The 14405-nt window shown below is 70.2% G+C and carries 13 protein-coding genes; 6 read left to right on the top strand and 7 right to left on the bottom strand.

The window, feature by feature from the left end; all coding sequences use genetic code 11:
* Window positions 1-13: 13 nt before the first annotated feature.
* The 4 genes from MU522_RS07845 to wecC all read right to left on the bottom strand — a co-directional run bounded on the left by MU522_RS07845 (window position 14) and on the right by wecC (window position 4685).
* A complete protein-coding gene (locus tag MU522_RS07845; protein WP_246990513.1) occupies window positions 14-1264 on the bottom strand; it encodes a nucleotide sugar dehydrogenase in 1251 nt (416 codons plus the stop codon).
* A 71-nt stretch (window positions 1265-1335) separates the two neighbouring features.
* Window positions 1336-2025: a CatB-related O-acetyltransferase gene (locus tag MU522_RS07840; protein ID WP_246990507.1), complete on the bottom strand. Its 690-nt coding sequence runs from the start codon at window positions 2023-2025 to the stop codon at window positions 1336-1338.
* Between the two features lie 121 nt (window positions 2026-2146).
* Window positions 2147-3406 carry a glycosyltransferase family 4 protein gene (locus MU522_RS07835; RefSeq protein WP_246990505.1) on the bottom strand — a complete coding sequence of 420 codons (1260 nt, stop codon included), beginning with the start codon at window positions 3404-3406 and terminating at the stop codon, window positions 2147-2149.
* 34 nt (window positions 3407-3440) lie between these two features.
* Window positions 3441-4685: a UDP-N-acetyl-D-mannosamine dehydrogenase gene (gene wecC, locus MU522_RS07830; protein ID WP_246990499.1), complete on the bottom strand. Its 1245-nt coding sequence runs from the start codon at window positions 4683-4685 to the stop codon at window positions 3441-3443.
* A 218-nt stretch (window positions 4686-4903) separates the two neighbouring features.
* Between wecC and MU522_RS07825 the strand changes: the two genes are divergently transcribed.
* Window positions 4904-5680: a DUF6270 domain-containing protein gene (locus MU522_RS07825; protein WP_246990498.1), complete on the top strand. Its 777-nt coding sequence runs from the start codon at window positions 4904-4906 to the stop codon at window positions 5678-5680.
* 24 nt (window positions 5681-5704) lie between these two features.
* Here the strand turns inward: MU522_RS07825 and MU522_RS07820 are convergent, their stop codons facing one another.
* On the bottom strand, window positions 5705-7438 hold the full coding sequence (locus MU522_RS07820) for a glycosyltransferase (RefSeq protein ID WP_246990496.1): 1734 nt from the start codon (window positions 7436-7438) through the stop codon (window positions 5705-5707).
* Between the two features lie 250 nt (window positions 7439-7688).
* Here MU522_RS07820 and galE point away from each other — a divergent pair, with 250 nt between their 5' ends.
* The gene (galE, locus tag MU522_RS07815) at window positions 7689-8708 is read left to right on the top strand and encodes a UDP-glucose 4-epimerase GalE (protein ID WP_246990494.1); all 1020 of its coding nucleotides are present in this window, start codon (window positions 7689-7691) and stop codon (window positions 8706-8708) included.
* Window positions 8709-8720: 12 nt separating this feature from the next.
* Here the strand turns inward: galE and MU522_RS07810 are convergent, their stop codons facing one another.
* Window positions 8721-9380, bottom strand: coding sequence for a low molecular weight phosphatase family protein (locus MU522_RS07810; protein WP_281439983.1), 660 nt, complete (start codon window positions 9378-9380; stop codon window positions 8721-8723).
* Window positions 9381-9543: 163 nt separating this feature from the next.
* Here MU522_RS07810 and MU522_RS07805 point away from each other — a divergent pair, with 163 nt between their 5' ends.
* The gene (locus MU522_RS07805; protein ID WP_246990493.1) at window positions 9544-10035 is read left to right on the top strand and encodes a VanZ family protein; all 492 of its coding nucleotides are present in this window, start codon (window positions 9544-9546) and stop codon (window positions 10033-10035) included.
* 30 nt (window positions 10036-10065) lie between these two features.
* Here the strand turns inward: MU522_RS07805 and MU522_RS07800 are convergent, their stop codons facing one another.
* On the bottom strand, window positions 10066-10488 hold the full coding sequence (locus MU522_RS07800; protein ID WP_246990491.1) for a MarR family transcriptional regulator: 423 nt from the start codon (window positions 10486-10488) through the stop codon (window positions 10066-10068).
* 131 nt (window positions 10489-10619) lie between these two features.
* On the opposite strand from MU522_RS07800, the gene MU522_RS07795 reads away from it, so the two are divergent.
* From MU522_RS07795 to MU522_RS07785, 3 genes are all read left to right on the top strand, one after another.
* A complete protein-coding gene (locus MU522_RS07795) occupies window positions 10620-12068 on the top strand; it encodes an HNH endonuclease signature motif containing protein (protein WP_246990490.1) in 1449 nt (482 codons plus the stop codon).
* Between the two features lie 152 nt (window positions 12069-12220).
* Window positions 12221-13747, top strand: a complete 1527-nt coding sequence (locus tag MU522_RS07790) for a hypothetical protein (protein WP_246990488.1) — start codon at window positions 12221-12223, stop codon at window positions 13745-13747.
* A gap of 59 nt (window positions 13748-13806) precedes the next feature.
* Window positions 13807-14403, top strand: a complete 597-nt coding sequence (locus MU522_RS07785; protein ID WP_246990487.1) for an NADPH-dependent FMN reductase — start codon at window positions 13807-13809, stop codon at window positions 14401-14403.
* Window positions 14404-14405 lie beyond the last annotated feature (2 nt).

Raw genomic sequence — 14405 nt, 5'->3', positions numbered from 1 at the left:
CCGAAATCGCGGGTCAGAGCCGAAGGCCCGCGGTCTTGCCGCGAGTGTCGAAGAACGTCGCCGCAAGCGACTGGAGGGTGGTCAGATCATAAGCCGTGTGGGCCTGCAGCAGCACGACGATGTCGGCATCGCGCACCGAGGGCTCGAGTTCGACGCGCGCAAGAGTTCCTGTCGCCAGACGCCAACGGTCGACGAACGGATCATGGAAGGAGATGTCCGCCCCGAGCTCCTGCAGCTTCTCAGCGACCGCCGTCGACGGGGACTCACGCTGGTCCGCGATGTCTGGCTTGTACGTCACGCCGAGAAGCAGGATGCGCGATCCGTTGACCGCACGCTGCTGCTCGTTCAGCAGTCGAGCGACTCGCGAGACGACGTAGTCGGGCATCGAGTTGTTGATCTCCTGCGCGAGCTCCACGAACCGGAACGGGTATCCGAGCTGATTCTTGACATGGAAAGCGAGGTAGTTCGGGTCGATCGGGATGCAGTGCCCGCCGACACCCGGCCCCGGCGTGAACTTCATGAAGCCGAACGGCTTGGTTCCTGCGCCTCGGATGACTTCCCAGATGTCGATGCCCATCTCGTGGCAGAACTTCGCCATCTCGTTGACAAGGGCGATGTTGACGTGCCGGAAGGTGTTCTCCAGGAGCTTGGCCGTCTCAGCCTCCTTCGCGCCAGACAGCACGACCACATCGTCGACGAAGCTGGCGTAGAAGGAGGACGCCCGCTCCCCTGCCTTCGGGGTTGCCCCACCCACCAGCTTCGGGGTGTTCTTGATGCCGTAGACAGGGTCACCCGGGTTCACGCGCTCCGGCGAGAAGGCCAGATCGAAATCGGCACCCGCAGTCAGACCGCTGAGGGACTCCAGCATCGGGGCGACGACTCCGTCCGTGGTGCCCGGGTAGGTCGTCGACTCCAGGACGACCAGCACGCCGGGCCGCATGTTCTGACCGACGCTCGTGACAGCTGAGCGGACGGCGGTCAGGTCTGGTCCGCCACCATCGCCCAAGGGAGTCGGGACGCAGATGATCACGACCTCGGAACTGCTGATGACCGATGCGTCTGTGGTGGCTCGGTAGCCCCGCTCGAGCATGTCGGACACGTCCTGGTCCGACAGGTCATCGATATGCGAACGTCCCGCGTTGAGGTCGGCGGTCATCCGCTCGCTGACATCGAGGCCATGGACCGTCCAGCCGGCCTCACTGGCGGCCTGGGCTAGCGGAAGACCTACGTAACCCTGTCCGATGATCGTCACTTCGCGTGCCATGTTCACCCTCTGCTCGAATTGCCCGCTAGATCCTATCGGCCGCGAGCAACGACCCCTCGACGGCCCCGCGGTCAGGTGCCCTTTGGAGCGTCCGGGCGAACCGCGACCCTCTGCAGCGCGAAACGCGGGGCGGCATGGCCTTCCGCCGTCAGGATTTCAAGGCATTCGTCGATGCCGCCGGCCAGGTTCCTTTGCAGCCAGCTCGGGTCGAGATCCCACCACCGTGTGCGAAGCAGCGCCTCGACCGTCTCATCATCGAAACGCCGACCAAGTGTCTTGGCGGGCACCCCTCCGACGATCTCGTACGGGCGGACGTCCTTCGTGACGACGCAACCGGCAGCCAGCACTGCACCATGACCGATCGTGACACCGGAGAGAATCTTCACCCCGTCGCCGATCCAGCAGTCGTGACCGATCAATACCCGGCGTCTCGGCTCCTCGGAGGCAAGCTTCATGGCGCCTCCACTGCTGAGGTGCTCGAAGAAGGGAGAACCCGAGATGCCCTTCACGTTGTGATGCCCGAGCCCCAGCGAGACGTCTCGGCCGATGCTGCAGTAGCGACCGATCTCGACGTACGACCGGATAGCCCCCGAATTGACGTAGGAGGCGAACCCGGCCCATACGGTGCCCTGCACTTCGCACCGGTTGAGCCTGACCTCCGGCTCCGCGAACACCACCCAGGCGTTGCCTGCAGTCGCCTGCACTCGCGGCGGCGAGAAGGACGAATCACGCTCGACTGCGACGTCGCCATCAGCGGCCATCGGTTCCTCAGCTCTCATGCGACGTCAACTGGTCAGCGGGCATCCGCCGCAGAGCGGCAGCTCAGGTAGCCCGCCTATCCAGTCATGCAATCTACCAAGGGCCGCGGCGTGCGGCTCGTGCTCATGCCGACCGGGCCGGCGGAGCTGACGTCCGGCCTCGCGACACCACCGCGGAGAAGAGGCGCAAGTACTCGTCCGCCAGACGTGGATATGTGACATGCTCACGAACCCATCGCTGCCCCGCGTCGCTCACCAGGAGCGCATCTCGCTCCCTCTCGAGGAGCGCCCACGCTTCGACCAGCCCGTCGACGTCGCCGGGAGCGATGACAACGCCGCAGTCTGTCTTCTGGACGATGGCCGCTCCCTCGCCCGCCAGAATCGCGGTCAGGTGCTTGCCCGTCGCCATCAGCTCGTACAGCTTCGATGGCACTGTCCAGCGGAAGGGCTCCCAGTCCCGGAGCGAGACGACGCAAGTGTCAGCCCAGCGGTAATGCGCGAGCACCTCTTCGGGAAGCACCGCCTCCCGTACGTCCACAGGACTGCCCAGCCTCCGGTTCAGGTCTCGCAATTGCGCGTGGTCAGCGCCCGCACCGACGATGCGTGCATCGAGGCGCACTCCTGCCTCGCGGAGGCGGGCGACGGCTCGGACGACCGTGTCCAATCCCTGACTCCTTCCGATGGTCCCCATGTACAGGACCCGAAGCGCGCGATGCAGGTCCTCGGGCGGCGCAACCGCTTCGTAGGCGGCAGGATCGGTGCCGTTTCGTATCACCTCAACATGCTGGATGCCTCTCGCGCGCAACACATCTGCGAACGCCTCAGTCGTCGTCACGACCGCGTCCGCACTGCGCTGCACCGCGGTGACTGCGCGGTGCACGAGCTGTTTCAGCTCGTGCTTGAGCGACCGTGAGCCGTGCAGGCCCGGAGTATGCGAGACGAGGTCGGGCCAGGCGTCGCGCATCTCGACCACGAACGGGATGGCATGTCGCTTCGCCAGCCACCAGCCCGCCGCCAGCGTAGGAAGCGCCGGGGCAGTGGCGACCACCACATCGGGGCGGCCGATGCTCCCTCTCTTGATCAGCGCACTTCCGCGCCTCGCGCTGCACATCGCGACCCACACGTGGTCGATGGTGCGGCGCATCAGGCTGCCGTCGTGCGGCAGATACGAGACCCGGTGAACAGACGCGCCATGCGCGCCCAGCTCCGTGGTCCCAGCCCGATAGCGCCCGTCCTTGGCGCGCCCGCTGGGGTGATGCGGCACGGGCGCGATCACGTCCACCGCGCACCCCATCGCCGTGAGCTGCTCGATCAGCGCCCTCCACCGACGCTGAGGTGCGCCGTGCTCGGGCTCGAAGTAGTGACTCAGCAGGAGCGCGTGCAAGCGCCGCACCTCCTCCGCGCGCCCGCGTTGCCGTTCACAGGAAGATGCCCTTGGTATCGACGAGGACCTTCTCCTGCAATGCGCGGGGGTCCATAGCCTTGAACTGCTGGTGGTCGACGAGCACCACCACCACATCCGCCTCGTCGACAGCGTCCGCAGTCTCCCGCAGAGTGACATTGGCGCGGCCCGCGAGGTCGGAGGGGAGCGCGTCGATGTTGGGTTCGACCACGAGGATCGAGGCGTGCGGCAGCTCGGAGGCGAGCCGCTCCACGATCGTCTTGGACGGCGACTCACGCAGATCATCGATGTCGGCCTTGAAAGCGATCCCCAGCGCCGCGATCACGGGATCCCGGAACTTGGCAGCACGAGCCATGATCTTCTCGAGCACGAAGTCGGGCTTGCTGTCGTTCACCTCGCGTGCGAGACGGATCAGCTTCGCCCTGTCCGGTGCAGCAGCGACGATGAACCATGGATCGACCGCGATGCAATGGCCGCCGACTCCCGGCCCCGGCTGAAGGATGTTGACCCGGGGGTGGTGGTTCGCGAGCCGGATCAGCTCCCAGACGTCGATGTCGATGCGATCGCAGATCATCGAGAGCTCGTTCGCGAAGGCGATGTTGACGTCGCGGTAGGAGTTCTCGGCGAGCTTCGCCATCTCCGACGTGCGGGCGTCCGTGATGAGCAGCTCACCCCTGCAGAACGTGGCATAGAGGGCACGGGCACGCTCGGCGGCCTCAGGCGTCACTCCTCCGATGATGCGATCGTTCTGAACGATCTCGACCATGATGCGCCCCGGCAACACGCGTTCCGGGCAATGCGCGAAGTGCACGCTGTTGGCGCGACCCGGCGCGCCCGTGAGGTCGGGGCGAGCATTCAGGATGAACTCACCCATCTGCTCCGTGAGCCCGGGGGGCGATGTGGACTCGAGGATGATGAGCTCGCCGCCGTTGAGCATGGGCGCGATCGCGTCCGCCGCGGCGCGCACGTAGGCATCGTCCACCTCGTAGGTCTCCGTGAACGGCGTGGGAACGGCGACGATGTACGCGTCCGCGTGCGGCACGGAGGACTGCGCCGCCAGCCGTCCCTGCGCCACGACGCCCGCGACCACGGATTCCAGATCCGGCTCGACGAAGGGGACACGTCCCGCGTTGATCTCCGCGACGTGATGCGGGTTGACATCCACCCCGATGACGTTGCTCCCGTTCGCCGCGAGGATCGCGGCCGTGGGCAGACCGATGTACCCGAGCCCGACGACGCAGACGTCCGGGGTGGTTTCCATGCTGCGGGTCCTCGCTGATCGACTCGGGCCTCGCTCACGCGAGGGGCTGGCTCTCAGCCACTCCCGTTCGGCGGCATCGCGTGCGCCGCGCTGACATACGAATCTAGTCTCATCCAGCGGCGCGATGCAGGCGCACGCGCGCAGCTCGCTCGCGTAGCCGTCGCGGTATCGTGAAGTGCTCTGCAGAATCCTTGGGGCGTCAACCGGGTAGGAGTCCTGTGTCCGAGTCCGAGCGCCGCGCGCCTCGAGTGCTGGTCTACGGCAGCTGCGTGGCCCGCGACACGGTCGAGTTCGCCGCCGACGACACGGTCGACCTGCGCGGCTACATCGCCCGTCAGTCGCTCATCTCGGCGGGCAACGACGCCTCGACGCACCTCCCGGAGCACATGACGGTGTCGTCGAAGTTCCAGGAGCGCATGATCCGCGCCGACTTCTCCGGCGGACTCTTCTCACGTCTCGAGACGCTCGCCGCCGACGTCGACGTGCTGCTGTGGGACCTCGCCGACGAGCGGCACGGCATCTACCGCTTCGCCGACGGCACGGTCGCGACCCGCAGCATCGACACCATCCGCATCCCCGAGCTCGAGGAGCGCTTCGCTGAGGCCGAGCACGTCGAGTTCGGCACCGATGAGCACTTCGCCATCTGGTCAGCGCACCTCGCCGACTTCGTGCAGCGCCTGCGCGCGCTCGACCTCTTCGAGCGCACCGTCGTGCTGGAGGTGCCGTGGGCGGTGCTCACGACCGAGGGCAAGCCGTCGCCCTGGAGCATGGGCGTGCGCGCCGCCGAGGCGAACAAGCGCTATCGCCCCTACTACGACCACCTGCGGGCGCTGGGCTTCCGCATGGTCGAGCTGCCCGAGGAGGTCGTGCTCGCCGACCCAGAGCACAAGTGGGGTCTCGCCCCGTTCCACTACACGCCGGCCGTCTACTGCGAGGTGCTGCGGCAGCTGCGCGAGGTGCATGGCGTGGCGGGCCTCGAGGACGCCGGCGCCTGAGCGCCCCTTCCGTCCCGGAGCGCCTCAGAACAGCACGTGCTCCGCGGCCAGGCCGAAGCTCAGCACCTGGCTGTTCGCCAGGATCCGCTCGTCCTCGGTGCTCCAGGTGTGCCCGTCCCGGGCGCCGCGCATCTGGATGAAGCCGAAGCGGTCGGCGCTGTAGATGCCGCCTCCAGCCGCGAGGATGCCGCGCTGGAAGGTGGTGTCCTCCCCCAGCGTGCGATCCTCGAACGGCGTCGCGAGCCACGTCGCGCGCGGGCCGACCATCGTCGGGCCGCCCACGAGATCCACCCAGCGGTGCTCGCGGTGCGGATTCTGCAGCACGGTCGCTCCGACCGCCTCGAGGTGCAGGTATCGCGCCTCCTTGCCGACCAGCTCGGCCCCCGAGTAGTCGAGCGCGAAGCACGCGTCGGCGAGGTAGTGCTCGCCGTAGAGGTCGTCGTCGTCGAGCTTCGCGATCACGTCGCCGGCGCTCGCCGCGACGAGCGCGTTGAGGTTGGCCCCGAGCGAGCGATCCATGCCTGCGCGCAGCACGACCAGCTCGGCGAGCCCCGCCTCGCGCGCGAGCGCCTGCAGCTCGGCCTCGTCCTGGTCGAAGCCGTGCAGCAGCAGCAGCAGCTGCACATCGACGCCCACCTGCTTCGCTGCGGTGCGGATGATGCCGGGCACGAGGTGCGGGCGGATGGTCGGGGCGATCACGCTGACGCTGGGCCGCCGCCAGGCGGCGGGGTCGTCGACCCCGAGCGCGCCGAGCACCTGCGTCGCGCGGTGCGAGAAGGTGTGGTGCCGCCAGATGTGGCGCTGCGCCAGGTGCACCTGCCGGTCGCGCAGCTCGGGGCTGCGCACGAGGGCGCGCAGCATGAGCTCCGCCTCCTCCCGATCGTCGACGATCGTCACCTCGCCGCTCGGGAACCAGTGCTCCACCGCGGCGCTGCGCGTCGACACGACGGGCGTGCCGCTCGCGAGGATCTCGAACACGCGGCGGGCGAGCATCGTGGGGCTGTCGACGACCGAGTTCACGTTGAGCATCACCTTGTGCGCGCGGTACGCGGTCAGCATGCGCTCGTAGTCGAGCGAGCCGCGCACGTACGGCAGGAAGGCCTCGGGGAAGCGGTACTTCGGGTCGTCCTCGAAGCGCGAGTAGATGTCGAAGCCGATCCCACGCCGCTCGGCGACGTCGGCGGCCGCGCCCAGCAGCAGATCCATCTGCGCCTGGCGCTCGGGGAACTTGTGCGACCAGTAGCTGCCGCCGAAGCCGATGTCGCGCACCTGGTGCAGGCCCTGCTGCCGCATCGGGTGGTGCAGCGCCGGTTGCGCCGCGAACGCGAGCTCCTCGACCCGGTCGTGACCGAGCGCCTCGCGGTAGCGGTCGATGAGCGCCGCGTCGGTGGTGAACACCTGGTCGAAGATGCGCGCCGTGTCGAGGAAGTCCCCGAAGTGCGGCGGATCCTCCTTGTTCCAGAAGGCGGTCGGGATGCCCTGCTCGCGGCAGTGCGCGACGAGCGCTCGCAGGGGCTCGCTCGGGGCCTTCGAGCCCGTCAGCTGGTAGCGCCAGGCGCCGCCGGAGCCGGCCCACGCTGACTCGACGAAGAGCAGGTCGATCGGCCGCTCATCGAGTTGGTCCTTCCAGCCGTCGGGAGTCAGCTCGACGAGATCGAACTCGTAGCCCCACGCGCTCGCTGAGAAGGTGTCCATGATCACGCCGATCCGCACGCCCGGACGCCTCGTGGGCCGCTCGGCGACGGGCCAGACCGGCATGTCATCGGCGAGACTCCTCGCAGTCACTGCCCGAAGGTCGCCGTTGCGCATCGCCGCGCGACGGCGGAGGCGCCACGATCGCAGCTGCTGGACGCCTCCCCTGCGCAGATGCCACAGGCCCGTCCTCAGCGTCTGCAGCGTCTTCACGGTCTCCATCCACGGTCGCGTCATGCTCTGCCCGCCATCCTAGGCGGCGGCACGAGGGCCCTCGTTAGGCTGGAGAGACCCCCGAGCGTGATCTGGAGAGCTGATGCGCGTCCTTCTGACTGGCGGAGCCGGCTACATCGGCTCCCACACAGCCATTGCGCTGCTCGAGAGCGGGCATGACGTCGTCGTGCTCGATGACTTCTCGAACTCCAGCTCCGAAGCGATCAGGCGCGCTGGCGAGATCGCAGGTCAAGAGATCCCGCTGGTCCGTGGCGACGCGGCCGATCGTTCGCTGGTGTTGGAGGTGCTGCGCGGCTACCGGATCGATGCAGTCGTGCACTTCGCGGGCCTGAAGTCGGTCGGCGAATCGGTGGATGACCCGCTTCGGTACTACAGCGTCAACCTCGGCAGCGCTCTCGCGACGTTGGCAGCGATGGCCGACGCGGGAGTGCACCGGTTCGTGTTCTCGTCCTCCGCGACGGTCTACGAACGGCCGGGCGAGGGATTGAGCGAGCGTGACCCGGTCGGCATCGACCTGCCGAACCCCTACGGGCGCACGAAGGCGATGATCGAAGCCGTCATCGCTGACGCGACGAGAGCCGACGCCCAGCTTCGCGCAGCAGTGCTCCGCTACTTCAACCCGGTCGGCGCACACCCGTCCGGTCGGATCGGAGAGGACCCCAGGGGCGTCCCGAACAACCTGATGCCGTTCGTCGCGCAGGTGGCGGTCGGCGAGCGCGAGCGGGTGCGCGTCTTCGGCGACGACTACGCGACCCCCGACGGCACCGGCGTGCGCGACTACATCCACGTCGTCGATCTGGCGCAGGGACACGTCGCCGCGCTCGAGGCACTCGAGCCCGGGCTCTTCACGGTGAACCTCGGCACCGGTCGCGGCGCATCGGTGTTCGACGTGCTGCGAGCCTTCGAGGCGGTCGCGGGCCGCGCGGTGCCGTACGAGGTCGTCGAGCGACGTCCTGGCGACGCAGCGGTCTCGACTGCTGATCCCTCGCTCGCGCACCAGCGCCTCGGCTGGAAGGCCCAGCGGTCGCTCGACGATGCTGTGCGGGACGCATGGCGGTGGCAGCGGGCGAACCCGCACGGCTACCGCGAAGGTGCCGAGTAGCTCGATCCCGCTTTAGGCCGCGTTCGCGCGCGCGAGCGAGGCGAGCGCGACGACCAGCCGGTCGACCTGCCGGGCCACGGCATCCGCCGACCGCCGGTAGACGGCGGCCGAGCGCCGGTAGGGGTCCTCGATGTCGAGGTCGGCCCGCTGCGCGTGGTCGATCATCGAGCGGTCGGCGCACGCTGCGACGACGCGCGACAGGAAGGCGGGGATGCCGTCCTCGCCGAGCGGCCGCACCTGCGCACCGCGATGGCCGGCGGCGACCCGCTCCGCCAGGCACGCGAACTCGACGAGCGTGAACGCGCGCCGATGCGCGGTCGGCGCCGAGGCGACGGCGGCGCTGCGATGCTCGCGCGCCAGGGCGAGCACCAGGTCCGCACGCTCGACGAGCGCGGGCTGCAGCCGCCGGGCGCGGTGGCCGTCGGCGCCGTGCAGGCCGAGACGACCCGCCTCCGCCACCGCGAGGGGCTCCATCCGGTGGCCGTCGAGCGCCATCGTGCCGGCGCTCGTCACCTCGATCACCGCCGGGTCCCACCCGGGGAAGGCGCTCGGCAGGCGCTGCCGCAGCAGCAGCTCGGCCTGCGGCGAGCGGCAGATGTTGCCGGTGCAGACGGTGAGGATGCGGAACTCGGGCGCCGTCGACCGGATCATCGCGTGTCGAGGTCCCGTCATGATCCGAACGGTAGACCCGGCGCCGTCGCGGCGGGCGGTGCTCGGCGAGGGCTGATCGAGGCTTCGCACACGGGTGCGGATGCGGTGTGGTCGGCGCTGAGGATCGGCGCCGCTGCGTGCCCTCCGTCAGCGCGCGCATAGCCTCCCGCGACAGACTCGACGCATGTCCTCCGAGCCTCGCGTCGTCGTCGTGCCCCGCGCGCGACGTGCGCCGCTGCGGCGGCTGGGCGTCGTCGGACTGCTGCTCGGCATCCCCGTGGTGCTCGTCGTGACGCTGTGGCCGACGCACTTCCTGCTGCGGGCGAAGCCGCGCGTCGTGCGCGGCATCGAATGGCTGCAGGCGCGCGACCTCGCCGACTGGCTGAGCTGGACGCGGCTCGAGGTGCTCGCCAACGTCGCGATGTTCGTGCCGCTCGCGCTCCTGCTCGTCTTCGTGCTCGGCGCCCGGCGCTGGTGGATCGCGGTCGCGCTCTGCGTCGCGCTCAGCCTCGGCGTCGAGGTGGTGCAGCACTTCCTGCCGGGGAGAGTGGCCTCCGTGCGCGACATCGTCGCGAACGGCGTCGGCGCGCTGCTGGGGGCGCTGCTCGCCGTCGCCATAGAGGCCGTCGTGCGGTCGGCGTTAGCGGAGGCGCAGCGCCGAGCCAGCACGGGCTGAGACGCCCACGAGTCGCCGCGACCGCGCGCGTCAGGGCCGGTCGCGCTCGAGCGTCGATGCCAGGATCAGCGCCGCCCGCTCCAGCGCTGCGCGCTCGCGCCGCCCGAGGTGGGTGAAGCGCGGCTCGAGCAGCACGCCGTCGGCCTCGCGCTGCTCGTCCCGCGCGGCGATCCCCGCGGCGGTCGGCTCCAGCTGGGTCGTCCGTGCCGAGCCGCGCCGGCGCATCCAGCCCGCCTCCTCCGCATGCCGCACGAGCGCCGTCATCGTCGGCTGCGCGACGTGGCAGCGGCGGGCGAGCGCGGTGACACCCATCGGGCCCTCGAACTGCAGCACGACGAGTGCGCGCACGGTGAGCGGCGACATGCGGTGCGCACTGCGCTCACCTGCGAGCCGACCGAGCAGGTGGCCGCTCTCGGCGAGCCGCACGAGGGTGGCTGCGAGTCTGGTGGGCATGGCGCGACTCTATAGTGACCGGATGCCTGAACGGCATGCCTGTGCAAGTCTAGGCAAGACTGTGGAAAGTTCGCGCGTGTCGTAGATACGTTCGATAGACTAGCCGCATTCCAGCGTTGGAGGGGGCGACCATGGCACAGCAGCCGACCGGCCACACCTCCGACGCGCTGCGCTCCCTCGACATCGCGCTCGACGCCATCGCGGTCGCCGCAGCCACCCTCGACGCCCTGCTGCCGCGCCTCGACGACGCGCAGCGGCGCGATGTGGTCGCCCGGGTCGGCGACATCGGTCGCGGAGGCGACGCGCTCAAGGTGCGCGTCGCCGACGACCTCGCGAAGCGCCACGACGGCCTCCCGAAGGACGAGCGCTTCCCGCTGTGCTGCGGCTACAAGGATCCGCTCGAGATGCTCGCCGCCGAGCTCGGCGCGTCCCGGCGCACGGCTCGGCAGCTGCTGCGGGTCGCGAGCGCCACGCGGGCGTCGATCGGCATCACCGGGGCCACCGTGCCCGCGAGGTTCCCGATCCTGGGCGGTGCGCTCGAGACCGGCGCCATCTCGCTCGAGGCAGTCGGGGCGGTGCTCGATGCGCTCGGCGATGCACCCGATCGTGCGCACGCCGACGACGTCGCGGCCGCCGAGGAGGCGCTCGTCGCATCCGCCATCGGCGACCGGGGCACCCACCGCGATGACACCGGCACCGATGCGCCGATGCCGCCCGAGCTGCTCGCGCGCCTCGCACGCATGTGGCGCGACGCGATGGATCCGGATGGCGCCGAGCCTCGCTACGAGCGGCAGCTGGCCGAGCGCGGCTTCACCTTCGGCACCCGACCCGACGGCATGGTGCAGGGCCGGCTCATCTGCACGCCCGACCAAGGCGCCGTGCTCGCCGCCGCCTTCGACGCGTTCACCGGCCCGCGCACGAAGCCGCGCTTCCAGAGCGACGACGAGCGCGCCGCAGCTGCGCTCGAGGTCGACGATCGCTCGCGGCCGCAGCAGATGGTCGATGCCCTCATCGCCATGGTCGGGCGCTCCGTCGAGCAGCGCGACGTGCCACGGGTCGGTGGCGAGGCACCGGTCGTCGTCGTGCACGTCGCCAAGCAAAGCCTCGAGGCCGCTGCGACGGGCACCCCGGGCTGCACCGCGACGGTCGAGCGCACGGGCGACTGCATCCCCGTGCACCTCGCCGCCTCGATGCTGTGCGATGGCCGCATCCAGAGCGCCGTGACCGGCGCCGACGGCCTCCCGCTCCACCTCGGCCGCGCCGACCGCCTCTTTTCCCGTGCCCAGCGGCGCGCGCTCGCCATCCGCGACGGCGGCTGCCGCGCCCCGGGCTGCACCTTCCCCGTCGGCTGGACGGAGGCGCACCACATCGTGCCGTGGGAAGAGGGCGGCCCGACCGACCTCGACAACGGCATCCTCCTCTGCTCCCACCATCATCACGAGGTCCATCGCGGCACGCTCGAGGTGCAGTGGGCATCCGGAAGCTGGGTCGTCGTGCCGAGGACCAGGCGCGCCATGCGCATCCGCGGCTTCGGTCGCCGCATCACCGGCGCCGCACCGCAGCTGCAGCCCACCGCGTAGGCACTCGCCGCCACCGGCGTGCGCAGCGCGTCCCGCATGCGGCTGCGCAGCGCTGCCGAGCCGCGCCGCGCAGGCACCCGTCGGATACTCTCGATCGAGCCGCAGCGACCCGGTCGCGACCGGCGCACGACGCCGACCACGGGAGCCCGACGATGCTGGAAGCGCTGCTCGGCGACCGCCACGAGCGCCGGCATCGCCAGGCGATGCAGGCGTTCCGCCGCCGCGAGCAGCAGCTGCGCCCCGCGTACAAGGTCTGGGGCTACAAGAACCTCTTCGCCAAGGGCTTCCTCGTCACCCGCGGCCCGACCGCCCACACGCCCGTCGAGACGTGGGAGCACGATGCGGTCGGCCCCTGGCACGTGCGCGTCGACCCGGTGCTCGACCGGCAGGTAGCGCGCGGCGATCGTGCCGAGGTGCTCGTGCTCGGGCAGGCGTTCGACGACGGCGGCCCGAAGACCCGGGACCGCGTGTCCGAGCGCATCCTGCGCGCGGTCACCGCGCATCCCGACTCCGCCGCGCAGACGCGCGCGCTCGACGAGACGATCGCCTGGCTCTCGGGCCGCTACGTCGTGCTCGTCGCCCGCGGCGAGCGGCTCGACGTCTGGGGCGACCCGCTCGCCACCCGCTCGCTCTACTGGCACCGCTCCGCGGCCGGCGTCGCGCTCGCCTCGCACAGCGCGATCCTCGCCGACATCGCCGGCGGGCTCGACAGCAGCCGCATGCGCTGGGTGCTCGAGCACCCGCACTACCGCTCCCCCGCCGGCCGCTGGCTGCCGGGCCTCATCACGCCGCACGACGAGGTCGGGCAGCTCTACGCCAACGGTCGGCTCACCGTCGAGGGCTCGGCCGTCTCGAACGGGCGCTTCTTCCCGCTCGCCGACCGCGTCGAGCTGAGCACGGCGGATGCGTCGGCGCGGTTCCGGGACGACCTGCGGCAGCAGGTGCGCAACTGGATCTCGGTCGCGCCCGTCACCGTGCTCTCGCTGACCGCGGGCCGCGACTCGCGGGCCGTGCTCGAGGCCGGGCTCGTCGACCTGCAGCGGGCCGGTGCGCTGACGCTCACCTATCACCCGTTCCACGTCGCCTCGAAGAGCACCTACGCCGACTTCCTCACCGCCGGGCGGCTCTCCGCCGCCGCCGGGCTGCCCCACATCGGGCTCGACGTGCCCATCCTGAAGCCGACCTCCGAGATGTCGCGCCTCTACCGCGCGACCTTCCCCACCTGGCAGCGCTACGCCAACCTCGCCGGCGCGCTCTACCTGCACGCGCCCGCGCGGGCGGCCACGATCTTCGGGGTCGGCGGCGCCATCGTCACCGGCATGTGGAAGGACACCTCGGTGCGCGAGCTCACCCCGCAGCTGCTCGCCGCGAAGTACGCCGCATCGCCGTTCCAGCACGACTCCGAGCTGCACGACGAGCTGGCCCGCTGGATGGACTTCACCGACTTCTCCGACGACGCCCTGCGAGGCTACGACTTCTACGACTTCTTCCACTGGGAGCACCGCATGACCAAGTGGGGCGGCAGCGGCTACAGCGAGTACGACCTCGCGACGATCCCCGCGCCGGTGCTCAGCTCCCGGCGCCTGCTCACCGCGGCGCTGTCGCTCCCCAAGGAGCAGCGGGTCGCGGCCGAGGTCTACCGCGCCATCTCGGAGGCCGGCGCGCTCCCCGCCCGGTAGCGCCCCGCGCATCCGCCCGCACTCTCGACGCATCCAGGGAGCGGGTGCAGGGTGGAGGCATGCCTGAGACCTACCGCCACGAGCCCCCGTACACGATCGGCGTCATCTGCGGCAGCATCGCCGCGTCGTCGATCAACCGCCGCCTCGCCCGCGCGCTCATCAAGCTCGCGCCCGCCGACCTCGAGTGCTCCTTCATCGAGATCGGCCAGCTGGCCCTCTACGACCGCGATCGCGACGACGCGTACCCGCCCGAGGCGACCGCCTTCAAGGAGGCCATCCTCGCCGCCGACGGCATCCTCATCGTCACGCCCGAGTACAACCGCTCGATCCCCGGCGCGCTCAAGAACGCCATCGACTGGGCGTCGCGCCCGTACGGCGAGAACGCCCTCACGCGCAAGCCCGTCGGCGTCATCGGCGCCTCGCCCGGCGGCATCGGCACGGCCGTCGGCCAGCAGCACCTGAAGACGATCCTGTCGTTCTGCAACGCCCCGATGATGAACGAGATCGAGGCGTACGTGCAGTACCCCGACGGCCTCGTCGACGACGACGACGAGGTCACCGTCGAGTCGACGAAGGAGTTCCTCAGCACCTACATGCAGGCGTACGACGACTTCGTGCGCCGGGTGCTGACGGTGGTGCCGCAGCAGCAGGCCTGAGC

It is taken from the genome of Agrococcus sp. SCSIO52902, from assembly GCF_022983135.1.
In the GTDB taxonomy this organism is placed as follows: Bacteria; Actinomycetota; Actinomycetes; order Actinomycetales; family Microbacteriaceae; genus Agrococcus; species Agrococcus sediminis.
The sequence above is the reverse complement of the archived record's forward strand: the minus strand, read 5'-3'. Positions and strand labels throughout refer to the sequence as shown.

Coding starts and splice junctions, on each gene's coding strand:
- MU522_RS07845 (WP_246990513.1), bottom strand. CDS start 1,264: ATGGCACGCGAAGTGACGATCATCGGACAGGGTTACGTAGGTCTTCCG.
- MU522_RS07840 (WP_246990507.1), bottom strand. CDS start 2,025: ATGGCCGCTGATGGCGACGTCGCAGTCGAGCGTGATTCGTCCTTCTCG.
- wecC (WP_246990499.1), bottom strand. CDS start 4,685: ATGGAAACCACCCCGGACGTCTGCGTCGTCGGGCTCGGGTACATCGGT.
- MU522_RS07820 (WP_246990496.1), bottom strand. CDS start 7,438: ATGCCGGTCTGGCCCGTCGCCGAGCGGCCCACGAGGCGTCCGGGCGTG.
- galE (WP_246990494.1), top strand. CDS start 7,689: ATGCGCGTCCTTCTGACTGGCGGAGCCGGCTACATCGGCTCCCACACA.
- MU522_RS07810 (WP_281439983.1), bottom strand. CDS start 9,380: ATGACGGGACCTCGACACGCGATGATCCGGTCGACGGCGCCCGAGTTC.
- MU522_RS07805 (WP_246990493.1), top strand. CDS start 9,544: ATGTCCTCCGAGCCTCGCGTCGTCGTCGTGCCCCGCGCGCGACGTGCG.
- MU522_RS07800 (WP_246990491.1), bottom strand. CDS start 10,488: ATGCCCACCAGACTCGCAGCCACCCTCGTGCGGCTCGCCGAGAGCGGC.
- MU522_RS07795 (WP_246990490.1), top strand. CDS start 10,620: ATGGCACAGCAGCCGACCGGCCACACCTCCGACGCGCTGCGCTCCCTC.
- MU522_RS07790 (WP_246990488.1), top strand. CDS start 12,221: ATGCTGGAAGCGCTGCTCGGCGACCGCCACGAGCGCCGGCATCGCCAG.
- MU522_RS07785 (WP_246990487.1), top strand. CDS start 13,807: ATGCCTGAGACCTACCGCCACGAGCCCCCGTACACGATCGGCGTCATC.